Annotated in this window: 25 protein-coding genes; 8 read left to right on the top strand and 17 right to left on the bottom strand. The window is 71.4% G+C overall.

Annotation, left to right across the window (positions count from 1 at the left end):
* The first annotated feature begins 31 nt into the window (after nucleotides 1–31).
* Nucleotides 32–919: a LysR family transcriptional regulator gene (locus C2865_RS31160; protein ID WP_106402177.1), complete on the top strand. Its 888-nt coding sequence runs from the start codon at nucleotides 32–34 to the stop codon at nucleotides 917–919.
* 68 nt (nucleotides 920–987) lie between these two features.
* On the opposite strand, the gene C2865_RS31155 is transcribed toward C2865_RS31160, so the two are convergent.
* Nucleotides 988–1,665: a DUF4386 domain-containing protein gene (locus tag C2865_RS31155; RefSeq protein WP_106402176.1), complete on the bottom strand. Its 678-nt coding sequence runs from the start codon at nucleotides 1,663–1,665 to the stop codon at nucleotides 988–990.
* A 92-nt stretch (nucleotides 1,666–1,757) separates the two neighbouring features.
* Here C2865_RS31155 and C2865_RS31150 point away from each other — a divergent pair, with 92 nt between their 5' ends.
* Entirely contained in the window at nucleotides 1,758–2,459 is a 702-nt protein-coding gene (locus C2865_RS31150; RefSeq protein WP_106402175.1) for a TetR/AcrR family transcriptional regulator, read from the top strand.
* Nucleotides 2,456–2,692: an XRE family transcriptional regulator gene (locus C2865_RS31145; protein ID WP_106402174.1), complete on the top strand. Its 237-nt coding sequence runs from the start codon at nucleotides 2,456–2,458 to the stop codon at nucleotides 2,690–2,692. The genes C2865_RS31150 and C2865_RS31145 overlap by 4 nt, the downstream gene beginning before the upstream one ends.
* 34 nt (nucleotides 2,693–2,726) lie before the next feature.
* Here the strand turns inward: C2865_RS31145 and C2865_RS31140 are convergent, their stop codons facing one another.
* From C2865_RS31140 to C2865_RS31120, 5 genes are read right to left on the bottom strand one after another with little or no spacing between them, the layout of a single operon-like run.
* A complete protein-coding gene (locus C2865_RS31140) occupies nucleotides 2,727–3,536 on the bottom strand; it encodes an SDR family NAD(P)-dependent oxidoreductase (protein ID WP_106402173.1) in 810 nt (269 codons plus the stop codon).
* 22 nt (nucleotides 3,537–3,558) lie between these two features.
* A complete protein-coding gene (locus C2865_RS31135; RefSeq protein ID WP_106402172.1) occupies nucleotides 3,559–4,020 on the bottom strand; it encodes a nuclear transport factor 2 family protein in 462 nt (153 codons plus the stop codon).
* On the bottom strand, nucleotides 4,017–4,904 hold the full coding sequence (locus tag C2865_RS31130; protein WP_106402171.1) for an LLM class F420-dependent oxidoreductase: 888 nt from the start codon (nucleotides 4,902–4,904) through the stop codon (nucleotides 4,017–4,019). Before C2865_RS31130 ends, C2865_RS31135 begins: the two co-directional genes overlap by 4 nt.
* 3 nt (nucleotides 4,905–4,907) lie before the next feature.
* Nucleotides 4,908–6,371, bottom strand: coding sequence for an FAD-dependent oxidoreductase (locus C2865_RS31125; RefSeq protein WP_106402170.1), 1,464 nt, complete (start codon nucleotides 6,369–6,371; stop codon nucleotides 4,908–4,910).
* 5 nt (nucleotides 6,372–6,376) lie between these two features.
* Nucleotides 6,377–7,285 (bottom strand): VOC family protein, encoded by a 909-nt coding sequence (locus C2865_RS31120; RefSeq protein WP_106402169.1) that lies wholly within the window; start codon nucleotides 7,283–7,285, stop codon nucleotides 6,377–6,379.
* A gap of 173 nt (nucleotides 7,286–7,458) precedes the next feature.
* Here C2865_RS31120 and C2865_RS31115 point away from each other — a divergent pair, with 173 nt between their 5' ends.
* Nucleotides 7,459–8,301: an SDR family NAD(P)-dependent oxidoreductase gene (locus C2865_RS31115; protein ID WP_106402168.1), complete on the top strand. Its 843-nt coding sequence runs from the start codon at nucleotides 7,459–7,461 to the stop codon at nucleotides 8,299–8,301.
* Nucleotides 8,302–8,364: 63 nt separating this feature from the next.
* Here C2865_RS31115 and C2865_RS31110 read toward each other — a convergent pair whose 3' ends face one another.
* The 4 genes from C2865_RS31110 to C2865_RS31095 are packed head-to-tail and all read right to left on the bottom strand — an operon-like array spanning nucleotide 8,365 to nucleotide 13,162.
* Nucleotides 8,365–9,549 carry an acyl-CoA dehydrogenase family protein gene (locus C2865_RS31110; RefSeq protein WP_106402167.1) on the bottom strand — a complete coding sequence of 395 codons (1,185 nt, stop codon included), beginning with the start codon at nucleotides 9,547–9,549 and terminating at the stop codon, nucleotides 8,365–8,367.
* A 33-nt stretch (nucleotides 9,550–9,582) separates the two neighbouring features.
* Entirely contained in the window at nucleotides 9,583–10,620 is a 1,038-nt protein-coding gene (locus tag C2865_RS31105; protein WP_106402166.1) for a ferredoxin--NADP reductase, read from the bottom strand.
* Nucleotides 10,617–12,293: an FAD-binding protein gene (locus C2865_RS31100; protein ID WP_106402165.1), complete on the bottom strand. Its 1,677-nt coding sequence runs from the start codon at nucleotides 12,291–12,293 to the stop codon at nucleotides 10,617–10,619. Before C2865_RS31100 ends, C2865_RS31105 begins: the two co-directional genes overlap by 4 nt.
* Nucleotides 12,290–13,162 (bottom strand): alpha/beta fold hydrolase, encoded by an 873-nt coding sequence (locus tag C2865_RS31095; protein ID WP_106402164.1) that lies wholly within the window; start codon nucleotides 13,160–13,162, stop codon nucleotides 12,290–12,292. Before C2865_RS31095 ends, C2865_RS31100 begins: the two co-directional genes overlap by 4 nt.
* 237 nt (nucleotides 13,163–13,399) lie before the next feature.
* On the opposite strand from C2865_RS31095, the gene C2865_RS31090 reads away from it, so the two are divergent.
* A complete protein-coding gene (locus C2865_RS31090; protein ID WP_106402163.1) occupies nucleotides 13,400–13,954 on the top strand; it encodes a flavin reductase family protein in 555 nt (184 codons plus the stop codon).
* A 5-nt stretch (nucleotides 13,955–13,959) separates the two neighbouring features.
* Here C2865_RS31090 and C2865_RS31085 read toward each other — a convergent pair whose 3' ends face one another.
* Nucleotides 13,960–14,859, bottom strand: coding sequence for an IclR family transcriptional regulator (locus tag C2865_RS31085; protein WP_232835901.1), 900 nt, complete (start codon nucleotides 14,857–14,859; stop codon nucleotides 13,960–13,962).
* Nucleotides 14,860–15,061: 202 nt separating this feature from the next.
* On the opposite strand from C2865_RS31085, the gene C2865_RS31080 reads away from it, so the two are divergent.
* Both C2865_RS31080 and C2865_RS31075 read left to right on the top strand, forming a co-directional pair.
* Entirely contained in the window at nucleotides 15,062–15,937 is an 876-nt protein-coding gene (locus tag C2865_RS31080) for a TIGR03619 family F420-dependent LLM class oxidoreductase (RefSeq protein ID WP_106402162.1), read from the top strand.
* On the top strand, nucleotides 15,934–16,437 hold the full coding sequence (locus tag C2865_RS31075) for a nuclear transport factor 2 family protein (protein WP_232835900.1): 504 nt from the start codon (nucleotides 15,934–15,936) through the stop codon (nucleotides 16,435–16,437). Before C2865_RS31080 ends, C2865_RS31075 begins: the two co-directional genes overlap by 4 nt.
* 44 nt (nucleotides 16,438–16,481) lie before the next feature.
* On the opposite strand, the gene C2865_RS31070 is transcribed toward C2865_RS31075, so the two are convergent.
* Nucleotides 16,482–17,066, bottom strand: coding sequence for a TMEM165/GDT1 family protein (locus C2865_RS31070; protein ID WP_106402161.1), 585 nt, complete (start codon nucleotides 17,064–17,066; stop codon nucleotides 16,482–16,484).
* A 212-nt stretch (nucleotides 17,067–17,278) separates the two neighbouring features.
* Nucleotides 17,279–18,112, bottom strand: coding sequence for a TetR/AcrR family transcriptional regulator (locus tag C2865_RS31065; RefSeq protein ID WP_106402160.1), 834 nt, complete (start codon nucleotides 18,110–18,112; stop codon nucleotides 17,279–17,281).
* Between the two features lie 104 nt (nucleotides 18,113–18,216).
* Here C2865_RS31065 and C2865_RS31060 point away from each other — a divergent pair, with 104 nt between their 5' ends.
* Complete coding sequence (locus tag C2865_RS31060; protein ID WP_198653728.1) at nucleotides 18,217–20,523, top strand: ATP-binding cassette domain-containing protein; 2,307 nt, start codon at nucleotides 18,217–18,219, stop codon at nucleotides 20,521–20,523.
* A 93-nt stretch (nucleotides 20,524–20,616) separates the two neighbouring features.
* Here C2865_RS31060 and C2865_RS31055 read toward each other — a convergent pair whose 3' ends face one another.
* The 4 genes from C2865_RS31055 to C2865_RS31040 all read right to left on the bottom strand — a co-directional run bounded on the left by C2865_RS31055 (nucleotide 20,617) and on the right by C2865_RS31040 (nucleotide 24,649).
* A complete protein-coding gene (locus C2865_RS31055; protein ID WP_106402159.1) occupies nucleotides 20,617–22,038 on the bottom strand; it encodes an ATP-binding protein in 1,422 nt (473 codons plus the stop codon).
* A gap of 140 nt (nucleotides 22,039–22,178) precedes the next feature.
* On the bottom strand, nucleotides 22,179–23,033 hold the full coding sequence (locus tag C2865_RS31050) for a hypothetical protein (protein WP_198653727.1): 855 nt from the start codon (nucleotides 23,031–23,033) through the stop codon (nucleotides 22,179–22,181).
* Nucleotides 23,030–23,788, bottom strand: a complete 759-nt coding sequence (locus C2865_RS31045) for a MerR family transcriptional regulator (protein WP_106402158.1) — start codon at nucleotides 23,786–23,788, stop codon at nucleotides 23,030–23,032. The genes C2865_RS31050 and C2865_RS31045 overlap by 4 nt, the downstream gene beginning before the upstream one ends.
* A gap of 33 nt (nucleotides 23,789–23,821) precedes the next feature.
* Nucleotides 23,822–24,649, bottom strand: a complete 828-nt coding sequence (locus C2865_RS31040; RefSeq protein WP_106402157.1) for an SAM-dependent methyltransferase — start codon at nucleotides 24,647–24,649, stop codon at nucleotides 23,822–23,824.
* Between the last annotated feature and the right edge of the window lie 113 nt (nucleotides 24,650–24,762).

Here is a 24,762-nt window from a genome sequence, read left to right as displayed (position 1 = left end):
ATAGTTCTTCTGGAAACTAGAATCTGAGCTTATGGAACTGCACCAGCTGGAGTACTTCGTCGCGGTGGCCGAAGAGCGCAACTTCACCCGCGCCGCCGAGCGGCTGCACATCAGCCAGTCCGGTGTCAGCGCCCAGATCCGCCGCCTGGAACGGGAACTCGGCGCCGAACTGTTCGACCGCTCCACCCGCACCGTCGCCCTGACCGTCGCCGGGAAGGCCGCTCTCGAACACGCCCGCGCGGCCCTGGCCGCCGCCGGAGCCGTGGGGCAGGCCGTGGACGAGGTGAGCGACCTGATCCGGGGCGAACTCGCCGTCGGCATGGTCATCGGCTGCACCATCACGCCCCTGTTCGACGCCCTGGCCGCGTTCCACCGCGCCCATCCCGGCGTGGAGCTCTCGCTGCTCGAGAACGACTCCGAACACCTCACCGAGCAGGTCCGCGCGGGCGCCCTCGACCTGGCCCTCATCGGCGCCGCGACCGCCCCCGAGGACCTCGGGTCCCTGACGATCATCAGCGAGCACCTCGTCGCCGCCGTCCCGCCCGCGCACCCCCTGGCGGAGCGGCGTCGAGTCGCCTTGGCCGACCTGTGCGCCCACCCGCTCATCTGCATGCCTCCCGGCACCGGCCTGCGCACCGTCTTCGACCGGGCGTGCGCCGCCCACGGCCTCACCCCGAGAATCGCCCTGCAGGCCGGCGCCGCCGACGCCATCGCCGCCCTCGCCTCGCGCGGCCTCGGCGTCGCCGTCCTCTCCGAGTCCATGGCCGCCCACTACCGCGACCACCTCACCGCCCTCCCCATCGACGGTGCCCGCTCCCCCGCCCTCCTGGCCCTGATCTGGAAGGACACCGGCACCCCCGCCCTCCGCGAACTCCTCGGCCACGCCCGCCGGGCGTTCGCCGGGTCCGGCGACGGCTGACCCCCGCGGGCGGACGAGCGCCGACCGGGCTCATGCCGCGGCGTTCGGACGCCCAGGGGGCCTTGCCCTCACGTGACCGGCAGCCTGCGGGCGTCGGCCCCGACCGCCGGAAAGCCGCGGACGACGAGCAGCACTCCCAACGCGACCTCGAAGAGGCCGCCCGGGACCGACAGGACCAGGCCCACCTCGTGGCCCAGGATCTCCAGGACCGCTCCGGCCAGGAAGACGGCGTATCCGGCCAGGCCCCACACGGCCAGGGGCGCCGGCACCAGCCTGGCGCGCAGCAGGACGCGGCAGAACAGCAGGCCGCCGACGGCGAGGGAGGTCATGGCGACCTGGTAGGCGTACTCGTTCCCCTGGAGCGCGGTCCTCGCCAGCGCCTGGAACAACGCGGAACCCTCGGCCCCGGCGTCGGCCTGCTCCTTCGCGAGGGGCACCAGCAGCAGGACGAAGACGACCCCCACGGCCAGCATCACCGCCTCGATCGCCCGGGAGATCGCGTACGCGTGGGCGGAGGTCTCGTCATGCGGTCTCAGGACGGGCAGCGCCAGCACTCCGATGCCGGCGACGGCCGCGGAGTTGACCAGCATCAGAAGCGCTCCCGCGGGGATCCGCGGGTCGTCCGCGCGGGGCGGGGAGTCCGGGAGGCCCGAGCCGGAGCCGACCAGGGCCGTGCCCGTGATGTAGACGGCGAAGGCGAGCAGGAACAGGGCTCCCACGATCCGTCCGGCTGTTCTCGTCGACATGGCTCTCCTCTTCACAGGGCTGCCGCACGAGTGTTCGTACTTAGTACGAAAGCGTATAGTACTAAGTACGAAACCGCTATCCTCGGAATCCGATGCCGAGGTCAGCCAGTACGAGTCCAGGAGCCCGTGTCCCGCTCAGCCGGGAACGGGTGCTGCACGGCGCCCTCGCCGTCGCCGACGCGCGGGGGCTCGCGGCGCTGACGATCCGCTCGCTCGCCGAGGAGCTCGGCGTCAGGCCGATGTCGGTCTACCACTACGTCGCCAACAAGGACGAGATCCTCGACGGCATCATCGACCTCGTCTTCGACGAGATCGCCGTCCCGTCGATCGACGGGCACTGGCGGACGGAGATGCACCGCAGGGCCTCCTCGATCCGCCTGGTGCTCGGCCGCCACCCCTGGGCGGTCGGCCTCATGGAGTCCAGGACGGTCTCCGGCCCCGCCAGGCTGCGCCACCACAACGCGTCCCTCGGCGTCCTGCGCCGCGCGGGCTTCTCCCCGGCGATGGCCGCCCACGCCTACACCCTGCTCGACAGCTACGTCTACGGGTTCGTCCTCCAGGAGGCGTCCTTCCCCTACGAGGCCCCGCAGAAGGCCGCCGACGTCGCCGAGCCGATGGCACGGCAGATCTCCCCCGAGGAGTACCCCTACCTCCTCGAGTTCGTCACCGAGCACATCCTCCGCCCCGACTACGACTTCGGCGCCGAGTTCGGGTTCGGCCTCGACCTCGTCCTCGACGCCCTCACCCGCTCCGCCGCCCTCGAGCACCGGGCCCGCGAGGGCACCGAGGAATGAGGAACACGGGCGAGCGCAAGGCTTGGGCCGACAAGCGGGCCGAGATCATGGGGCGTCCCGGGGCGGGGGCCTCCTACGAGGCCGCCCGCATCCGTTTCGAGCTCGGCGAGGCCGTACGGCTCCGGTGCGAGGAGCCGGGGCTGACAGGGACCGTTCCCCTGCTGGAACGTCTCGCCGAGGCGCTGGAGATGCGGCTCGGCGTGCGGTTCCGGACCCTTCGCGAAGCGGGTTGATCCGCGCCTTCGAGGGTCTTTTCGGTGGTGCCGGTCAGGTGCGCTGGGGGCGGTTGGTCCAGCCCTTGCCGTCGGCTCGGGCGAACCAGCCGGAGGCGGCGAGGGTGCCGCCGTCGACGGGGATGGTGTGGCCGGTGACGAAGGCGGCGTCGTCGGAGGCGAGGAAGGCGATGACGGAGGCGTAGTCCTCCGGCTCGCCGAAGCGGGCCAGGGGGACCCAGGTGTGCATCAGGGCCGGGTCGTGGTCGCGGAGCATCCAGGCGGCGGGGGTCTGCTCGGTGTTGGCAAGGTCGGGGGCGATGGCGTTGACGCGGACGCCCTGGTTGCCGACGGCCACCGCGAGGCTCTTGGTGAAGGCGGAGACACCGGCGTTGAAGGCCGAGTAGACGGGGTGGGCGGGGATGCCGCGGAAGGCCTCGACGGTGGAGTTGTTGACGATGCTGCCCCTGCGCTGCTCCACCATGGCGGGGAGGACGGCGTGGGTGAGTTTGAAGACGTGCAGCAGGTTCAGCTCGTAGAGGCGCTGCCACTGCTCGGGGGTGCTGTCCTGGAACGACTTGGCGGCGGGGCGGAAGTCGCCGACGTTGTTGACCAGGACGTCCACGCGGCCGTCACCGGCCTCCAGGGCCGTCTCGGTGACGCGCTTGACGGTGTCGTCCTCGACGATGTCGCCGATCACCGTGACGCAGCGGCCTCCGGAGGCCTCGATCCGCGCGCGGGTCCTCTCCGCGGCGTCGGCGTCGATGTCGTTGAGGACGACGAGGTCGCCGTCGGCGGCGAGGCGGCGGCTGGTGGCGCCGCCGATGCCCAGGGCTCCGCCGGTCACGATGCTGGTGCGGGTCATGGAACGTTCCTCACCGGCCGGGTCAGCCGCGCATGCGGCGGACGGGCCTGGTCTCGATCCAGTCGATGTGCAGGGCGCGGCGGGTGAAGCGCCAGTCGCCCTCCTCGCGCCGGTAGGCGTCCTCGTAGCGGATGTGCCACACCAGGTCGGCAGGCTCGCCGTCCCTGCGCACGGACAGGTGGTGGGCGGCGCAGCTCACCCAGCCGGTGGCCGTGTCGTGCTCGGGCCCGGGGTCGAAGACCTGCCCGCCGAGGAAGTGCGAGGTGACGGGGAAGAACTCGACACGGGCTATCGCCGCGCGGGCCTCCTCCCGCCCGGAGTACTCCAGAACGGGTTCCAGCGACCCCGGCGGGTCGGGCAGGACGAGTACCGCGTCGGAGGCGAACAGCCCCGCCAGCGCGTCGAACTCCCGCCGGTCCACGTGCAGCGCGTACCGGGCGACCAGGTCGGCGAGCCCGACCCGGTCGCCCGTCGAGAGCGTCATGCCCCGCCCAGGCCGAGCCGCTCGGCGCACGCCGACAGCTCGTCCTTCGCCTCGGAGAGGTCGCCCGTCGGGGCGGCGCGCAGCACGAGCCGGTCGGCGCCCTGCGCCGCCAGCCTCTCGGCCTTCTCGGGCGTGACGACCGAGAGCGAGTGGCCGAGGGTCAGCTCCAGCGCCTCGGGGTCGCGTCCGGCCTTCTCGGCCTCGGAGCGCATCAGCTTCAGCACCGACTGAAGCTCCTCGCCCGCCAGGCCGAGCGGCTGGATCCCGTTGCCGTACCGGCCGGCGCGGCGGGCGGCGGCCTTGGTGTGGCCGCCGATGTGGATCGGGACGCCGCCCTCCTGCCGGGGCTTGGGGTAGCTCATCAGCTTCTCGAAGCCGAAGAACTCACCGTCGAACGCCGCGCCCTCGGGCGCGGTGTCGGCCCACAGCGCCCGCAGGATCTGGAGCTGCTCGTCGGCGCGGCGGCCGCGGGTGTCGAAGTCCGCGCCGCAGGCCTCGATCTCCTCGCGCATCCAGCCCATGCCGACGGTCAGCCGGACCCGTCCCCCGGACAGGGCGTCCAGGGTGGCGACCCGCTTGGCCAGCACCACGGGGTGGTGGTTGGGCAGGACGAGCACGCCGGTCGCCAGCCCGATGCGAGTGGTGCGCCCGGCCAGGAACGCCAGCAGGTCCAGCGGGTCCGGGATGTCGAGGTCGTCGGCGAGCTCCATCTTCCCGGACTTGTCGTACGGGTAGACGCTGGAGTAGCCGCTGGCCACCACCGCGTGCTCGACCACGACGATCGACTCGAACCCGCAGGCCTCGGCGTGCTCGGCGTACGGGCCGATCCACGCGGGGTCTGCGGTGACGCCCGCCGCGACGGGCGCCAGAACCGCGTACTTCACTCGTTATTCCTCTCGTGCGGCTGCCTTGCCCGCGCGGCGGCCGAAGAACGAGCCGTCGCCCAGGGAGGTGCCGCTGATGTAGCCCTCGCCGTGCATGCCGGACGAGGCCCGGCCCGCCGCGTAGAGGCCGGGGATGTGCTCGCCGGAGACGTTGAGGACCTCGCCGTCCACGGTGGTGTGCAGGCCGCCGAGGGTGAACCCGGCCGCTCCGCTGCCCCTGCCCGCGCCGGTCCCGAAGAAGCCGTCGCGGGGGTCGACCGCGGCGAACGGGCCCTTCAGGGGGCGCAGCCAGCGGGCGTCCTTGTGGAAGTGGGGGTCCTCGCCGTTCTCCGCGTGCCGGTTGTAGACCTCGACGGTGTGCTCGAGGGCGCCCGGCAGCATGCCCAGTGCCTCTTCGAGCTCGGCGAGGGTCTCCTCGACGTACTTGGGCTGCACCTGCCACAGGTCGCCCGGCGGGATGGACTCGAAGCCCTCCTCGTCGATGATCCCCCAGTAGGGGCCGGGCTCCTGGAGAATGGCGTGGGTGCTGTAGATGCCGGGGTAGACGTCCTCGTTGACGAAGCGCTGACCCCGGCCGTTCACCAGCATGCCGCGGGCGACCAGGGCGGGCAGCGCCGTCATCGAGATCTCCACGACGCCCATGCGCCGGGTGGCCGCGCCGATCGCGGCCGCCATCCGGATGCCCGAGCCGTCGTCGAGGCCGTCGCTGACCTTGCCGAGCCCCACCAGCACCGGGGCGTGGTGGGCCAGCATCTCCTCGTTGTCGACGAACCCGCCGGTGGTGAGGACGACGGCCTTGCGCGCCCGGTAGGTGACGGGCGCGCCGAACCTGCGCGCCACCAGGCCGGCGACCCGCCCGCCGTCCATCACGAGGTGGGACGCGACGGTGTCGGTGTGGGTGGCGGCCCCGGCCGCGGTGACGGCCTCCTCGAGCTTCTGCATGAGGAGGTTGCCGGCGAAGCCGGGGGCGGGCGGCCGGTGCCCGCGCGGGGCGGGCTTGGCGATGTCGTTGTACGGCCAGGCGTTCTCGCCCAGCCACATCAGCCCGTCGTCGGTGAACGGCATCCAGGCCTGGCCCTCGAAGAGGGTGTGCTTGAACTCCACGCCGCGCGCGACGAACCAGTCGTGGTGCTCGACGCTCCCGTCGCAGTACAGCCGCAGCTTCTCGGTGTCGGCGTGGGGGCCGAGCGCCTTCTCCAGGAAGGCGTACATGTCCTCGGGCGTGTCGTCGAAGCCGAGGGCCTTCTGGGTCCCGGTGCCGCCGCCGAGGTACAGCTCGCCGCCGGACTGGCCGGAGGAGCCGCCCGCGCCGCTCGCCCGCTCCAGCACGATCACGTTCGCGCCGGCCGCCGCGGCCTCGTACGCCGCCGCGGCGCCGGCCACGCCGAATCCGACGACCAGGACATCGCACTCGTGGTCGAAGGCATCGACTTCGGCGAGCTCGACCGGTTCAACAGAAGAGGACACGGGCGTCACTTCCCGGGCGGGGTGAACGCGGCCAGCGGCTCGGAGCCCGACCAGTCGTGACCCCAGTAGCTGTCGGCGGTGATCTCCTCGGCGGTGTAGTACCTCTCGTCGACGAGCATGCCCTCGCAGCCGTACTCGACGTCCCAGCCGCCGGGGGCCCGGACGTAGAAGGACACCATCTTGTCGTTGGTGTGCCGGCCCAGCGTGGAGGAGAGCGAGAAGCCGCGCTTGTTGATGTTGTCCAGCGCCCGCCCGACGGTGTCGAGCTTGTCGGCCTCCACCATCAGGTGCACCAGGCCGGGGTCGCCGTCGTGCGGGGCGGGGCAGATCGCCAGGCTGTGGTGGCGCTGGTTGACGCCCAGGAAGCGCACCCGCACGTGGCCGCCGCCGACCTTCATCGCGCCGCGCGGCAGGAAGCCCAGGACCTCGCAGTAGAAGTCGTACGTCGCCTGGAAGTTCGGGGTCGGCAGCACGACGTGGCCCATGCCGTTCTCACCGGTGACGAACGTGTTCGCCAGCTTGGTGACCAGCGGGCTGTGGTCGAGGACCGGCGCGTAGAACACCTCGACGGGGTTGCCCGCGGGGTCCTTGAAGGTGATGGCGGCCTCGACGTCCAGCGCGGCGGCCTCCTTGGGAGACAGGTCCGCCACCTCGATGCCGGCCTTCTCGACGGCCTCGCGGACGGCGGCCAGCGCGTACTGGTCGCGAACCTCCCAGCCGATGGCCAGGACGCGGTCGGCGTCGCCGGGCAGCAGCGCCAGCCGGTACCTGCGCTCGTCCATGCGCAGGTAGAGCCCGTCGGGATCCGGTCCGGACCCCTCGGCGAACCCCAGCGAGTCGATCGCCAGCTCGCGCCAGCGGTCGATGTGACGTGTCTGGACCCTCAGATAACCGAGCCCACGGATCTGCGTCATATAACGTCCTCGATCCCATCCTCAACGATTCGCGGCCGAACCTCCGCCCGCAGGATCAAGCTGTCAAAGCCCGCCTCCCTCCGGGTGGCCTTTCCCGCTCAGTGAGAGTCGTCACTCGCTCCTTCCGCGTTGCCGGTGTCATCGGCGGACGGCACGAACGAAAGCGAGATCGGATGACGTCATCGACCAAGCCGGTCGCCCTGGTGACCGGGGCGAGCCGCGGTATCGGCAGGCGGATAGCGCTCGCCCTGGCCGGAGCGGGTCACGACGTGGCGTTCACCGCCCGCACCCTCGTCGAGGGGCAGGGCCGCATACCCCCGCGGTACGGGAACGGGGAGGCGGAGTCCGCGGTCCCGGGCAGCCTGGAGAAGACCCGCGCGGAGATCGAGGCGCTCGGGGCGCGCGCCCTGCCCGTCCGGATGGACCTGCTCGACCTGGCGAGCGTCCGGGCGGCCGCCCGTACCGTGCTGGAGGCGTGGGGGCGCGTGGACCTGCTGGTGAACAACGCCGTGGCGCACCTGGCGGGCAACCACGACCGGCTCCTCGATCTGGACCTGGACGTCGCCGCCCGCACCATGACCGGCAACCACCTGCACCAGCTCGCCCTGATCCAGGCCGTGGTCCCGGCCATGCTCGAGCGGGGCGGCGGCACGATCGTCAACCTGTGCTCGGGGTCGGCCACCACCGACCCGCCCGCCCCGCCCGGCGAGGGCGGCTGGGGCGTGGCCTACTCGGCGTCCAAGGCCGCGTTCGGGCGGCTGGCCGGCGCCGTCAACGCCGAGTACCTGCACCGCGGCGTCCGCGCCTTCAACCTCGACCCCGGCTTCGTCGTCACCGAGGCGGGCGCGGCCAGGGGCGGCACCTCCGCCATCGCGGACAGGGGCTTCGAGCCCACTCCCGAGGAGGCGCCGGGCCGTGCCGTGGTGTGGCTGGCCACCTCCCCCGAGGCCGGGCGCTTCCTCGGCAGGGTCGTCTGGACCCCCAAGCTGGTCGCCTCGCTCGACGCGCCCGCCTGACCGGAGGCACGGAGAAAGGCCCCGTTCCCGAGGGGAACGGGGCCTTCGCGCGCTCGATCCGGGTCAGATCATGGAGCGCATCGGGCCCATGGGGGGCTCGATGTCCATCTGGGTGAGGGCCGAGACGTGGAAGACCGAGCCCGGCACGTGGATGGCGTGGGCCAGGCCCATGTGGGCGTCCCGCCAGAAGCGCTGGATCGGGTTGTCCTTGCGCAGGCCGTTGCCGCCGGAGCGGACCACGATCTCGTTCATGGCGCGGACCGCGCGCCAGGCCGAGCGGACCTGGGTGCGGCGGGCCGCGGCGCGCTCGGCGAAGGTGAACTCCCCGCCCGCGGCGGCCTTGTCGTACATGCGCGAGATGTAGTCCAGCAGCATGACGCGGGAGGCCTTGATCTCCTCGGCCGCCTCGCTGATCGCGTACAGGACGTACGGGTCGTCCTTGATCTTGGTGCCGGTGATCTGGACCCGGCCGCGCTGGTAGGCCAGGTGCGCGGCGAGCGCGCCCTCGGCGATGCCGACCACGGCGGAGGTGATGCCCAGCGGGAAGATCGAGGTGTAGGGCACGTGGTAGAGCGGGTTGGTCAGCCCGGCGCGGCGCACCGCGGTGCCGTCGATGACCTCGTTGTACTTCAGCACCCGGTAGTCGGGGATGAAGGCGTCCTTGACGATGATGTCCTTGGAGCCGGTGCCCTCGAGTCCGACGACGTTCCAGGAGTCCTCGACGATCTCGTAGTCCGAGCGGGGCAGGATGACGTGCAGCGCGGACGGCGGCTGCGCGACCTTGCCCTCGGAGTCGCCGACCATGGCGCCCAGGAAGATCCAGGTGCAGTGGTCGGTGCCGGAGGAGAACTGCCAGCGGCCGTTGAGGATGTAGCCGCCGTCGACGGGGCGCGCCACGCCCATCGGGGCGTAGGGGGAGGCGATCCAGGTGTCCTGGTTCTCGCCCCAGATCTCCTGCTGGACCCGCTCGTCGGCGAACGCCATCTCCCACGGGTGCAGGCCGACGATGCCGGTGACCCAGCCGGTGGAGCCGTCGAGGGAGGCCGCGCCCATGACGGTCTCGGCGAACTCGCGGGGGTGCACCTCCAGGCCGCCGTGCTTGGCGGGCTGCAGCATCCGGATCGCCCCGGAGTCGCGCAGCACCTTGGCGGCCTTGTCGTCGAGCCGCCCGAGGGACTCGTTGGAGGGACCGCACTCGCGGATCTCCTCCGCGCGTTCCATGATCTTGTCGAGCACGCTTTCGCTCATCGCCTGATCTCCCGTGAGAATTCTGTCCTGATGTCAGCCGTCGTAGCTGATCTTGAGTCTGTCGCTGAGGGGCCTCGCCTGGCAGGCGAGGATGAGACCGTCCGCGAGGTCCTGGTCGTCCAGGACGGTGTTGGCGTCCAGCGTGACCTCCCCCTCCAGCACCACGCAGGCGCAGGCGGAGCAGGAGCCCTCGCGGCAGGAGAAGGGCGCGTCCAGTCCGGCGCGCAGCAGCGCGTCGAGCAGGTAGCCGGACCCGGACCAGGTGACGGTGCTGGCCTTCCCGTCGAGGTCGACCTCGACCTCGACCTCGACGGAGCCCTGGCCCTCCCCGGTCTCCGGCTCCGGCTCGCTCTCGGCGAACGGGTCGCCGCCGAGCGAGAAGAACTTCTCCACGTGCACCCGCTCGGCGGGCATGCCCAGGCCGGTGAGCGCCTCGGTCGCCGCGTCCATGAACGGGCCGGGCCCGCAGACGAAGGCCTCGCGGCCGGTGAAGGGCTCGGCCAGCGCGCGGAGCGCCGCGGTGGTCGGCAGGCCCTGCACCGACACCAGCCAGTGCAGGACCGACACCCGGCCGGGATGCGCGGCGACGATCTCCCGCAGCTCCTCGGCGAAGATCACCGACCGCTCGTCCTGGTTGGCGTACAGCAGGGTGATCTTCCCCTGGCCCCGCGCCAGCGCCGACTTGAGGATCGACAGCACCGGGGTGATGCCGCTCCCCGCCGCGACGAGCAGGAAGTCGGCGTCCAGCGAGGCCGGGGTGAACGCCCCGGCGGGCCGCAGCACCTCCAGGACGTCGCCCTCGGTGACGTTGTCGCAGATCCAGTTGGAGCCGAGACCGCCCGCCACCCGCTTGACCGTCACCTTCAGGAGGTCGTCGACCTCCGGTGAGCTGCACAGCGAGTAGCAGCGGGCCGCCCATCCCTCGCCCGCGGGCACCCGGATGGTGAGGAACTGCCCGGGCCGGTAGGAGAAGCGGTCCTCCTGGCCCTCCGCGGGCTCGAGGACGAGCGAGCGCGCGTCCTCCGTCTCGCGGACGACCTGCGCGACCCGGACCTTGAGGGATCCTGTCATGTACGTTCTGCCTTGCGCTTGCCCGCGGCGTGCCTGGCCGCGATGTATCCGAAGACCATCGAGGGGCCGATGGTCGCGCCCGGACCCGCGTACTCGTTGCCCATCACCGACGCCGAGGTGTTGCCGGTGGCGTACAGGCCCTCGATGACCGAGCCGTCCTCGCGCAGCACCCGGCTGTTCTCGTCGCAGACCAGGCCGCCCTTGGTGCCCAGGTCGCCGACCTCCAGCCGGAAGGCGAAGTAGGGGGCGGTCTCGATGGGGTCGAGGTTGGGGTTCTTCAGGGTCGGGTCGCCGTAGTAGTGGTCGTAGGCGCTCTCGCCCCGGCCGAACTCGGGGTCCTTGCCGTCCCGGGCGTAGCCGTTGAACTTGCGGATGGTCTCGGTCAGCGCGTCCGCGGGGACGCCGATCTGCTCCGCGAGCTCTTCCAGCGTGTTCGCCTTGAAGGCGATCCCCGCCTCGAAGAACTTCTTGTGGATCGGCGCGCCCGGCAGGATCTGCGCGAACGGGTAGCGGGACCGGGTCGTGGCGTCCATGATGAACCAGGCCGGGACGTGGCCGCCCTCGAGCTGGTCGTGGACGAAGTTGACGTACGGCGACGCCTCGTTGGTGAAGCGCTTGCCGGTCTTGTCGACGATCACGTGCCGGGGGATGGCGCGCTCGGACACCAGCGGGATCACCGCGCCGGCCGGGTGGCGCACCGCGGGCATCCACCAGGCGTCGTCCATGAAGTCCACCGCGGCGCCGAGCTTCTCGCCCAGCGTGATGCCGTCGCCGGTGAGCTCCCGCGCGCCCATCGCGAAGTCGTCCTGACCGCCCTCGGGCAGGTACTTCTTGCGCATCTCCAGGTTGTGGTCGAACCCGCCGGTGGCCAGCAGCACGCCGTGGCGGCCGCGCAGCCGGTGGACCTTGCCGTCGCGCTCGGTGGCCACGATGCCGGTGACGACGCCGTTCTCGTCGGTGACGATGTCCGTCATGCTGGTGCGCACCCACAGCGGGACGTTCGCGTCCTTGAGCGCCATCCGCAACCGCGCGGCCAGCGCCCGGCCGCCCGTCGACATGTGGCGGCGCAGGACCATGTTGGACGCCACGCGCCAGGCGGCCACCAGCGAGGCACGGCGGCCCGCCCAGGTGCGCTTGACCATCGCCAGGTCGTGGTAGTCCTTGCTGGTGATCCACAGGCCCAGCGGGCCCTTCATGTTGTTGGGCCGCTGGAACTTCTCGTCCTCGCCCAGCTTGCGGGTGTCGAACGGCTTGGCCTCGATGGACCGGCCCAGCGGCCGGCCGCCCTCCAGCTCGGGGTGGTAGTCGGCGTAGCCCTTGGTCCAGAAGAACTTCATCCACTTGCTCTTGCCGACCAGCTCCATCGCGGCGGGGCCGTGGTCGACGTAGGCGTCGAGCCGCGCCGCGGGGACCTTGCCCTCGGTGAGCAGGTCGAGGTAGCGGCGGATCGACTCGCGGCTGTCGTTGTGGCCCTTGGCCCGCAGCGTCGGGTTGTTGGGGATCCAGATGCCGCCTCCGGACATGGAGGTGCTGCCGCCGAACTTCGAGCCCTTCTCGATGATCAGGACGCTCATGCCGGCGTCGGCGGCGGTCAGCGCGGCGACCATGCCGCCGCCGCCGCTGCCCACGACCACCAGGTCGTACTCGGCGTCCCAGCTCTGGTTCTCCGTCATGCCTTCCGCTCCTCACGGGTCAGAAAGGCCAGGACGGCGCTCTCCCACGCTTCCTTCTGCTCGATCATCACCCAGTGACCGCAGTTGGGGAAGATGTGCACCTCCACGTCGGGGGCGGTGCGCATGGGCACCAGGGCCATGTCGACCGGGCTGACCCGGTCGTCGCGACCCCAGGTGATCAGCGTCTTGGCCTTGAGCTTGTGCAGCATCGCCCAGTAGGGCGGCTGCGGGGAGGCCGCCGCCATCTTGGCGCGGGCCGCCATGGCCTTGCTGCCGTACATGCGGCGGGCGCTGGCCAGGGTCTCGGGATCGGTGGCCTGCGCCCAGCGCTCCTCGATCAGCTCCTCGGTGACCAGGGCGGGGTCGTACACCATCGAGTGCAGCCAGCGGATCAGCCTCTCGCGGCTGGGGTCGTCGGTGAACTCCGCGAGGAGCTTGATGCCCTCGCCGGGGCCGGGGCTGAAGATGTTGGTGCCCATGCCGCCGATGGTCACCAGCCGACCGACGCGGTCGGGGTCGGCCATCGCGAACTGGGTGCCGATGATGCCGCCCATGGAGTTGCCGATGACGTCGACCTTCTGCAGGCCCAGGCCGTCCAGGAAGCGCGTGATCGAACCCGCGGCGGCGACCATCGGGTGCTCCTCGGTCGGGTCGCTGACGCCGAAACCGGGGAACTCCAGGACGAGGCAGCGGAAGTGCTCGGCGAACCGCGCCAGGTTGCCGCGGTAGTTGCGCCATCCGGTGACGCCGGGACCGGAGCCGTGCAGCATCAGCAGGGGCGGTCCGTCACCGGCCTCGTGGTAGCGCAGCACGCCCTGGTCGGTGGAGAGCTCACGCAACGTCGATTCGTAGGTCGGCTCTGTGGTCATCGTCCCTCGGTCCTCCGGATTCTCAAGGTGTTCGGAAAGTAGATGAGGGGTCCGCCGCGATGTCCGCGACGATCCCGTTGAGCGGGATGCCCGCCTTTCCCGGGTGCTGGAGCGGCGGTTCGGGGGTTTCTTCCACTCATCGGGATCCTCCCTCCGCAATATTGGACTGGAGTCTTACGTTCGGTACCGCCGAGCCTTCGCCGGCCGCGCCCGCCACGAGGACCACGAGGTGATCCCATGACAGCCGAACCCGCGCTCACCGGTCTCCCGCAGCTCACCCCCGCCGATTTCCGGCGCGCCATGGCGGAGTTCGCCAGCGGCGTCACCGTGATCACCGGCATGGACGGCGCCGAGCCGGTGGGCTTCGCGTGCCAGTCGTTCGCGTCGGTCTCCCTGGAGCCGCCGCTGGTGCTGTTCTGCGCCGACCACCGTGGCCGCACCTGGCCACGCATCCGCACCTCCGGCCGGTTCTGCGTCAACATCCTGGGTGAGGACCAGCAGGACCTGTGCGGGAGGTTCGGGTCGAGCAAGGGGCTGAAGTACGAGGGGCTGGACTGGGAGACGTCCCGGTGGGACACGCCCTCCCTGCCCGGCGTGCTGCTGCGCGTCCACGCCTCGGTGCACGCGGTGCACGCCGAGGGCGACCACGACGTGGTGATCGGCCGGATCCTGGAAGTGGAGCACGTGAACGAGGGCCGGCCGATGGTCTTCTTCCGCAGCAGGTTCGGGCTGGACGAGCCGGCCCCGCTGCTCACCCCGGAGATGTGGTTCGGCAGCGGGCAGTGGGGCTGAGACGCTCACATCCAGTCGCCGCGGCCGTCCAGGGCCAGCAGGCGGTTCATGGTCTCGGCGGACCAGGTGCCGCTCTCCTGGACGGCGGCCGACCGGCTCCGGGGGGCGCGCCCGGGAGCGCGGCGCGGCGAGCCGGTGCCGGGGAAGAGGGTCTGGGCGATCTCGCGGGCGGCCGAGGCCACCAGCGGTGCCACCTTCTCCAGCGGGGTGTTGAGGGTGCCGACCAGCGAGATGCTCGCGACCGGCCCCTCCGGGCCGCGGACGGCCGCCGCCACGCAGGCGATGTTGGGGACGGACTCGCCCCGCTCGAAGGCCAGGCCGCGGCGCTGGCGCACCCGGTAGAGCTCCTGGTGCAGGGTGCCCAGCTCGCCGATGGTGCGGCTGGTCAGCCGGCTGAGCCCGCCGCCGGTCTTCTCGTCGACCTCCTCGGGCTCCAGCCAGGCCAGGATCGCCTTGCCGAGCGCGGTGGAGTGCGCCGGGGCGCGGCCGCCGACCCGCGAGGGCACGGACGAGGCGAACCGGCCGCCGACCTTGTCGAGGTAGAAGATCTCCGAGCCGTCCAGGACCGCCAGGTGCGCGACCAGGCCGGTGGTGATCTGCAGCTCGTGCAGCAGCGGGGCGGCCGCCTCGCGGAGCTTGCCGTGGCCGCGGTCCTGCCCACCGAGACCCAGCGCGCGGCGGCCCAGGGCGTAGCCGTAGGAGTTGTGCTCCAGCCAGGACTGGCGGACCAGCTGGTCCAGGATCCGGTGGGCGGTGGAGCGCGGCAGCCGGGTGTGGCGGGCCACGTCCTCCAGGGTCAGCCGGGCCGATCGCCCGTTGAAGGCGTCGAGGATGAGGGTCATCCGCTCGACCATCGACGGCGGCGGGTCGTCGCGCACCGTGGTCTCCGTGGTCTGCTCGCTCACCGTGCCCTCCCAAACGACTGAAATGAATTCTCGTTAACCCGAATGTAGCAATCGGCCCGCGCCTTGGGAAGAGGGGCCGTCTTGCCTGGTTAACTCGATGTCAGCGGGTTTCCGGCAGCCGGGACCGGCCGCTCCGCCCGACCCCCCGCAGACTAGAACGTTTTCTGATAACTGGCTCATCGCCGACGAGGAAGGACGACGGATGCGCATCGGCATCATCACTCCCGTGGTGGCTCAGCCACCCCTGGGCCACGGCGCGTGGGAGGCGCGGGCGGGCATCGAGGAGATCGGCCTGATCGCCGAGACCGCCGACCGGCTGGGTTACCACCACCTCACCTGCAGTGAGCACGTGGCCGTGCCCGCCGAGGCCGCCGCCCAGCGCGGCGGCGTCTACTGGGACCCGCTGGCGACCTTCGGCTACCTGGCCGCCCGCACCCGGCGCGTCCGCCTGGCCACCCAGGTCCTCGTGCTCGGCTACCACCACCCGCTGGAGATCGCCAAGCGCTACGGCACCCTGGACGCCGTCAGCGGCGGCCGGGTGGTCCTCGGCCTGGGCGTGGGCAGCCTGGAGGAGGAGTTCGAGCTGCTCGGCGCGCCCTTCGCCGGCCGCGGCGCCCGCGCCGACGACGCCCTCGCCGCGCTGCGGGCCTCCCTCTCCCGGCGGGAGCCGTCCTACCAGGGCGAGCACTACTCCTTCTCCGGCATGGTGGTCGAGCCGCACGCCGTCCAGGAGCAGGTGCCCCTGTGGATCGGCGGGCGGACGCTGCGCTCCCTGCGCCGCGCCGCGAACGCCGACGGCTGGGTGCCGTTCGGGCTGCCGCTGGACGCCCTCTCGGCGATGCTCGGCAAGGTCGAGCTGCCGGACGGCTTCGACGTGGTGCTCTCCCCCGACCGGGCGCTGGACCCCCTGGGCTCCCCCGAGGCCGCCGGTTCCGCCCTGCGCGCGTTGGGCGACGCGGGCGCCACCATCGCCGGCGTCCGGATCAAGGCCGCCTCGGCCGAGCACTACTGCGAGCAGCTCGCCGCCCTGCGCGGCCTCGCCGGCAAGTGGGACCTGGCCTTCGGGGAGGAGCTGTGAGCGACGTCGAGCAGCGCCTCGCCGCCATGGAGGCCCGCCTCCGGCGGCTGGAGGACGAGCAGGCCATCACCAGGCTGATCCTCTCCTACGCGCCCCTCGTCGACAGCGGCTGCGACCGCCAGGTCGCCGAGCTGTGGGAGGAGGACGGCGTCTACGACGTGGACGAGATCTACATGCAGGGCCACGACCAGCTCTCGGGCATGGTGCGCTCCCGCAACCACCAGAACTGGATCAGCGGCGGCTGCGCCCACTTCGCCGGGCCCCCGCACATCACCCTGGACGGCGACGAGGCCACCGCCGTCTGCTACACGCTGATGATCGTCAACACCCCCGACGGCTTCACCGTCCGCCGCGCCACCGCCAACCACTGGCGCCTCCGCCGCGGCCCCGCCGGCTGGAAGGCCGTCAACCGCACCAACCGCGTCCTCGACGGCAGGCAGGAGTCCCCCGACCTGCTGGCCTCCCACTTCCCCGAGGCCGTCCGGCACCGTCCCGCGTGAAGTCCCCCGCGGGGAGGGTGGCCCTCCCCGCGGCCTTCCGGGGATCAGCCCGTGAAGGCCTGGACGAGGGTCCAGGTCGCCAGGGCGGCCATGCAGAGGCCGCCGAAGCGCTGCACGGTCCTGAGGGGGACCCGGGTGGCGATGAAGCGCCCGGCGAGGAGGGCGAGGGCGGAGACGGTCATGAGGGCCGCGGCCGAACCGATGGCGGTGGGCAGGAGGCCGTTGGAGGCCGCGAGGTTGGCGGTGGTGATCTGGGTGAGGTCGCCCCACTCGCTGATGAACACGGTCATGAACGCCGCGGTGTAGACGGGCCAGAAGCCGGTGATCGTCCTGCCGCCGCCGTCGGCCTCGTCGTCGTCGCCCCCGGAGCGCAGCAGGACGAAGGCGCCGAAGGCGAACAGGGCGGCGGAGACCAGCTTGACCGCCGTGTCCGGCAGGAGCCCGAGGAGGCCTCCCGCGCCGACCGCCAGGGCGACGTGCGCGACGAACGCGGTGGAGGTGCCGAACCACACGTACAGGGGGCGCATGCGGGTGCCCATGGCCAGGGACGCGAACATCGTCTTGTCGGGGAGTTCGGCCAGGAAGATCAGCCCGAAGGCCGCCAGGATCGCCAGGGGGTCGAGAGACATGCTGGAGCGCTTTCTGCGGGGGCCGGGCCTGCAGGCTCGGGCGGCGCCCGGAGGGGCGACGGGAGAACCGTTCGGCCCGGCATGATGGAGCGGCCCGCGCGGTCGCACGGGCACGGTCATGCCACGGCCGAAGGTCTCGTCCACCCCGTACGGGGCCCGGTGGCCGGGGCCTCCGCAGACGCCCAGTATGTCGACCAGCCGGTATTTCGGGACTACTCCCCTTCGCTGCCCACCAGTGTAGCCCCGGGGTCAAGGGAGTCCCCGCGGGACCCGGCCAGGGTGGTCTCGATGCCGTCGAGGAGGGCGACGAGCCCGGCGGCGAAGGTCTCGCGGGCCTCCTGCTCCAGGTAGGGGACGGTCTCGTCCTCCATCTGGAAGGCGCCCTCGTTCTCCATCCAGGTGATGACGGGGAAGCGCGCGGCGAAGTCGGGGGCGATCTCCTCGAGCGCCTCGGAGCGGGCGTACCACCAGTCGTCGTCGGAGAGGCCGGTGGCCGCGGCGGCCTGGCGGGCCTCCGCGACGGCCTGGGCGGACCCCCGGATGAAGTGGTGCAGGGCCCAGATGCCGCGCCGCAGGGCGGGTGCCGAAAGGCCGCTCTCCCGCAGGATGCGCACGGACGTCTCGAGCATCCGGTACTCGCACGGGCCCAGGACGGGGCGGGCCTGCGACACCTGGAGCGTCCAGGGGTGGCGGAGGTGGAAGTCCCACAGGTCCTCCGCCCTGGCCGCCATGGCGGCGCGCCAGCCGTCCCGGAGGTCGTACTCGACGGGCAGTTCGGCGTGGACGCTGTCGTACATGAGGTCGACCAGCTCGTTCTTGCCGGGGACGTAGGTGTACAGGGCCATGGCCGTGCGGCCGAGCCGCTCGGCGACGGCGCGCATGGACAGCTCCGCCATGCCCCGCTCGTCGGCGACGGCGACGCCCGTCGCCACGATCAGCTCGACGCTCAGGCCCTGCTTGGGCCCGGGGCGCCGCCCGGTGTCGCGGACGCCCCACAGCAGGGCCATCGTCCGGCGCGGATCGCCCTGCGCGGCGTAGACCGTCAACGCGAACTCCTCAGCCCGTCGAGCACGGAAGAAAACGTCCTACCGCTCCTCTAGTATGCCAACCTTGACTCTATACACCCTAAAGTGTTCGGAGGAACCCCGGCATGACCCCGTCCAGCAGCACGTCCGCCTCTCCCTCCGGGTCGCGCCTGCCCGCCGACAGCCATGACGTCATCGAGATCCGCGGCGCCCGGGAGAACAACCTCGACGACATCTCGCTCGACCTGCCCAAGCGGCGGCTCACCGTCTTCACCGGGGTGTCCGGTTCGGGCAAGTCGTCACTGGTGTTCGGCACCATCGCCGCCGAGTCGCGCCGGCTGATCGACGAGACGTACACCGCGTTCATCCAGTCGTTCATGCCCAGCCTCGGCCGGCCCGACGTCGACGCGCTGCGCAACCTCAGCGCGTCGATCATCGTCGACCAGGAGCGCATGGGCGCCAACTCCCGCTCCACCGTGGGCACCGCCACCGACGCGTACGCCATGCTGCGCATCGTCTTCAGCCGGATCGGCGAGCCGTACGTCGGCACGTCCAGCGCGTTCAGCTTCAACAACGCCGAGGGCATGTGCCCCGAGTGCGAGGGGCTCGGGCGGGTCTCCCAGATCGACGTCGACGAGCTGGTCGACCGGGACAGGTCGCTCAACGAGGGCGCCATCACCGTCCCGAACTTCGGTGTCGACACCTGGTACTGGAAGACCATCGCCGAGTCCGGCCTGGTCGACCCGGACGTCAAGCTCCGCGACTACACGCCCGAGCAGTGGGCGGACTTCCTCCACAAGCCCGCAACGAAGATCAAGCAGAACGGCATGAACGTCACCTACGAGGGCCTCGTGGTGAAGGTGCAGCGCCTGTTCCTGGCCAAGGAACGCGAGTCGATGCAGCCGCAGATCAAGGCGTTCGTCGACCGGGCGGTGAAGTTCGAGCGCTGTCCGGCCTGCGATGGGGCGCGGCTCAACGAGGCGGCGCTGTCCTGCCGGATCGACGGCCGCAACATCGCCGAGTGCTCGGCCATGCAGATCAGCGACCTCGCCGAGCTCATCCGCAAGATCGACGACCCGTCGGTGGGGCCGGTGCTCGCCTCCCTGCGCGACGTCCTCGACTCCATGACCGAGATCGGCCTGGGCTACCTCAGCCTGGACCGCGAGTCCGGCACCCTGTCCGGCGGGGAGTCCCAGCGGGTCAAGATGGTCCGCCACCTGGGCTCCAGCCTCACCGACGTCACCTACGTCTTCGACGAGCCGACCGTCGGCCTGCACCCGCACGACATCCGGCGGATGAACGACCTGCTGGTGCGCCTGCGCGACAAGGGCAACACCGTCCTGGTCGTCGAGCACAAACCGGAGGTCATCGAGATCGCCGACCACGTGGTGGACCTCGGCCCCGGCGCGGGCGCGGCGGGCGGCCGGATCTGCTACACCGGCGACGTCGCCGGGCTCCGCGCGTCCGGGACGCTCACCGGGCGGCACCTGGACCACCGCGCCCGGCTGCGCGCGCAGGTGCGCCCGCACCGGGGCGTCCTGCCGATCACCGACGCGGCCACGCACAACCTCAAGAACGTCAGCGTCGACCTCCCGCTGGGCGTGCTGACCGTCGTCACCGGCGTGGCGGGCTCGGGCAAGAGCTCCCTGATCCACGGTTCGCTGCGCGGCCGCGACGACGTCGTCACCGTCGACCAGTCGCCCATCCGGGGGTCGCGGCGCAGCAACCCCGCCACCTACACCGGTCTGCTCGACTCGGTCCGCACCGCGTTCGCCAAGGCCAACAAGGTCAAGGCCGCGCTGTTCAGCGCCAACTCCGAGGGCGCCTGCCCGAACTGCAAGGGCATCGGCCTGGTCTACACCGACCTGGCGATGATGGCGGGCGTCGCCTCGGTGTGCGAGCAGTGCGAGGGCCGCCGCTTCACCCCCGAGGTGCTGACGTACAAGCTGCGCGGCAAGGACATCAGCGAGGTCCTGGCCATGCAGGTCGCCGAGGCCCGCGACTTCTTCCCCTCGGGCCAGAGCCGCGCCGTCCTCGACCGCCTGTCCGACGTCGGCCTGGACTACCTGAGCCTCGGCCAGCCCCTCACCACCCTGTCGGGCGGCGAGCGCCAGCGCCTCAAGCTCGCCATCCGCATGGCCGAGAAGGGCCGCACCTACGTGCTGGACGAGCCGACCACCGGCCTGCACCTCGCCGACGTCGACAAGCTCCTGGCCCTCCTGGACCGCCTCGTCGACGCCGGCAACACCGTCATCGTCATCGAGCACCACCAGGCCGTCATGGCCCACGCCGACTGGATCATCGACCTCGGTCCCGGCGCCGGCCACGACGGCGGCCGGATCGTCTTCGAGGGCACCCCCGCCGACCTGGTCGCCGACGCCGACACCCTGACCGCCCGCCACCTCCGCGAGTACGTCGGCGCAGGCTCCTGACCCGATCCCCCGTTCCAGGACCCGCGTCCCGCGCACCGGCGCATCCGGTGCACGGGACGCGGGTCCCACCGGCGAGAACACCGCCCGGTCACGTCAGCGGTTGCGCCAGGCGCGGATCAGGTCTTCGGGGCCGTAGGCCGCATGGAGGCCGAAGCAGTCGGTGCCGCTGCGGGAGACCGCCACCAGAGGAAGAGGGTCATCGGTGACGGCGGATCGATGGTTCTGCAGGGCGGTGAGATCGCGGTCGTCGAAAGGAGAGTTCTCCAGCCACTTGATGGAGCCCAGGAAGAGGAGCCGACCGGCCACCGGCTGCCGGTCCGCACCCACCAGGTCGATTTCGACGTCGTTGCTGCGCGTCCAGTATCCGCCGATCACCGGAGCCGCCGGGATCTCGCCGTCAGGAAGAAGACGGGCCAGAGAGTCACGGATCGAAGGCTCGACCGCACGACCGCGCCAACTCGTCCATTGCCGCCGGATCCGGGCGAGGGTCAGGTCCCCGCGCAGCCGTTCGATCTCCGCCATGTGCGGATCCAGGAACGTCAGCCAGAAGCGCAGGTAAGGGTCCGCCACCCGGTAGCGGCGTTCTTTCGAGGGCCGGAGCGAGACGGGCAGCTCTGCCGCCACCATCCCTTTCCGGATGAGGACATCTGTGGCCCGGGTGAGGGTGGCGTTCGAGATTCCTCCCGCGGCCCGCGCGATGCTGGTGAACGTCCTCTCCCCGGATCCGATCGCACGAAGCACGGCACCGCTCATCGCTTGGGGCGGGAATTCCGCGGCCAGGGAGCGCTCGGCCGAGACCAGCAGCGCGGAGATCGGGTTGTCCAGCGAGTCACGGAGGAAGTCCCACATCGTCTGCCCGGGACTCCATTCCGCGCAGATCAGAGGCAGCCCACCGGTGACCAGAGCGGCGTCGAAGGCGGCGGCGGGCTCCAGGTCGAGCAGCTCGGCGAGATCTGCGGGATTCAGCGGTCCCAGGACCATTTCACGTCCGCGTTGGTGGAAGGGACGGTCGTAGTCGTTCAACGCCTCCATCATGGAAAGGTCCGAGCCGACCAGCAGCAACAGCACCGGTTTGCGGCTGAGGAACCGGTCCCAAGCCCGCTGCAGCATGCCCTCGAAAGCGTCGACGCGGTCCATGAGATAGGGGACCTCGTCAAAGACGACCACGCTCGGAGCATCATCGGGGAGGAGTTCCGCAAGGAGCCTGAAGGCGGCGTTCCAGTGGTTCGGAGCCTCCTCCGCGAACAGTGCCCGATCAGGGAGAGTCGAGGTCGCGACGGTCTCGGCCAGTTCCACCAGCTCGTCCTCAGCGGGTCCGCCCGCGGCCGTGAAGAAAAGGGACGGCACCTCGGCACGCCGGAGGAACTCCTCGACGAGACTGGACTTGCCCACCCGGCGTCTCCCGCGCAGGAGAACGCACTGCCCGGATCGCTCCGAGCCGATCCCCGCACGGATCCGTTCGAGAGCGGTGGCGAGGACCTCCAGCTCTCGTTGCCTTCCGACGAAACGGTGCATGAGCGCCCCCGACCAACTCTCACCAAGAATAGTTTCATCAGCGATACCATCTCTCAAGAGAGTATCGCTGATGAGACCCTAATGCAGGATGAACCCAGGGCCGCTGCCGCGAAACCGTCCGGAGTGACGCCCGCCGCCTCTCAGGCGGGGTCGAGGACGGGGTCCCGATCGGTTCGGGGCCGCAGGGCACCGTGGGCGAGGTCCGGGTCGTCGGCGAAGAAGCGCAAGGTGGCGGCCGGGGCCTGGCGGCCCAGGGGGCGGGTGACGGTGACGGGCTCGGCGAGCTCGACGACCACGTTGGTCTGGGAGGAGACGGCGAGGGCCAGCCGGCCGTCCGCGAGGGTGACGAGGCCGGTCTCGTTGTAGTTGCGGGAGGTCCGGACGGACTTGATGAGGTGGCGGGGGACGCGCAGGTCGAAGAAGACGCCGTAGCGCAGGCGCAACTCGTCCGGGGTGACGAGGTGGGGGCGGGTGACGCAGGAGGCGATCACGGCCAGGACGATGAGAACGGAGTAGAGGTCGATGACGAGGACCGCGACGCGGACGGCGGCAGGCCAGTCCAGGGCGCGGAGCAGGAACTCCAGGCCGACCAGCTCCACGACCATCGCGAACAGGAACATCAGCATGGTCGTCGTCTGTCCCTTGGAGTAGCCCACGGGGACGGCGCCGGGCGGCACGTCGCGGCGGCGGGCCAGCCACAGCACGAGGCTGGCCAGGCCCCTGAGGTCGAAGCCCATGAGGCGGCGGACCTGGCGCGGGACCAGTTCCTCGTAGACGGCACGCGCCGACTCCCGCCGTCCCAGGCCGTCGCGGCGGGCCGCCAGATAGAGGCGGGTGGCCGCCGTGAGCTCCAGCAGGAGCACGGCCATGACGATGACCTCGGCGCCCGCGACGAGCGGAGCGGGAAGGGGGACATCGGCGACGAGAAGCAGCACCAGGAGCACTTCGGCGGGGATGATGGCGTAGAGGGCGGTCCGGGCGAGGCGGAGGGTCATGTCCGCTCCTTCAGCATGGTCACGACCAGACGGAAGACCTCCGTCTGAGCGGGGGTCACTTCGACGGAGAGGTCGGCCAGCCACTGCGGGACCCGCTGCCCGTCGACATCCGTGTTCGCGGCCATCCCCGACGCCAGCTCCGGCGGCAGGTGCGCCACCAGGTCGGACGCCAGTGCGGTGACGCGGGGGTCGTCCGGAGCGGCGTCGGCGAGCTCGTCGAGCCGCCGGTACAGCTCGTGTCCCCGGGCGACGGCCTCGGGGGCGGTGAGCGGCTCCAGCATCGCCAGCCACTGCGCGCGCTGCCCGGCGTCGGCCGCCGTGTCGACCAGGGCCAGCATCTCGCGGTCGAACTCGGCGAACTTCGATCCCGGGGCGGGCAGGTCGCGCAGGATCGCGGCCATCTCCGGGGAGACCGCCGAATCCGGGTGGAGGTCGGCCTCGGCCAGCAGCGCCGCGAGCCGCCGCCGCCTGGCCGCGAGCTCCTCCTGCTGCCGGGCGAGGTCGGCGTCCAGTTCCAGGAGCACCTCGCGCAGCTCCCGGCCCCGGTCGCCGGCCGTCACGCCGCGGATCTCGTCCAGGGGCATCCCCAGCTCGGCGAGCCGCCGGACTCGGGCGAGCAGTACGGCGTCCCGCAGGCGGTACTCCCGGTACCCGTTGACGCGCCGCACGGGTTCGGGCAGCAGGCCCAGGTGGTGGTAGTGCCGCACGGTCCGGGTGGAGACCCCGACCAGCGCGGCGAGTTCGCCGATCCGCATGCCCTCATGGAACACCTTGACGTCGCGTCAGGGTCAACCGGTGCGCTGCCTCTTGACCGCCACGCCGCAGACCGAGCCGATCTCCTCGATCTGGTCGGGGGCGGTCCCCGGGCGCCAGCGGGAGGTGGGGACCAGGCCGGGCTCGAGCAGTTCCAGGCCGGTGAAGAACGACGCGATCTGCTGCGGGCTGCGGTTGTGGTAGGCCGACTCGGCGTGCCGGGCGTTGTGCCGCGCGGCGGCCGCCACGCGCTCGGGCGTGTCGATGCCGTCGTTGACGACCAGGTGGCTGCCCGGTACGAGGTCCGCCGTGAACCGCGCCACGATCGAGGCGGCCTCGGCGTCGTCGGCGATGTTGCCCAGGATGCCGAGCATCAGCACCGCGACCGGCCGGGTGAGGTCCAGGACCTCGGCGGCCCGCTCCAGGATGTGCTCCACGTTCCGCACGTCGGAGTCGACGTAGCCGCAGCGCCCTTCGGGGCGGGAGGCCAGCAGGGCGGCGGAGTGCTCGAGGACGAGCGGCTCGTTGTCGACGTAGACGACCCGGGACGCCGGCGCGACGCGCTGGGCGATCTCGTGGACGTTGTCGTCCACGGGCAGGCCGGACCCCAGGTCGAGGAACTGCCGGACCCCGGCCTCCCCGGCGAGGTGGGTGACGGCGCGGCCGAGGAACAGGCGGGCGGTGCGGGCGATGCGCGGGACCTCGGGGTAGAGCTCGGCGGCGGCGTCGGCCGCCTCCTTGTCCACCGGGTGGTAGTGCTCGCCGCCGATCCAGTAGTTCCACATGCGGGCCGAGGACGGCACCGAAGCGTCGGAGGGGGCGGGTTCGGGCTGTGCCGGGAGGGTGTTGGCTCTGTCGGTCATGCTCCACCGGAATCCTGGATCGGGAAGGGGAAGATCGATCGTATGTCGCTTTTCGCCGCAGCAGGGCGTCAGCAGGAAGGAATCTCCCCCGCGGGGTGGCGCACGAAGAGGCC

Source organism: Actinocorallia populi (assembly GCF_002995495.1).
Classification (GTDB): Bacteria; Actinomycetota; Actinomycetes; order Streptosporangiales; family Streptosporangiaceae; genus Actinocorallia; species Actinocorallia populi.
This window is presented reverse-complemented; position numbering and strand designations above follow the sequence as displayed.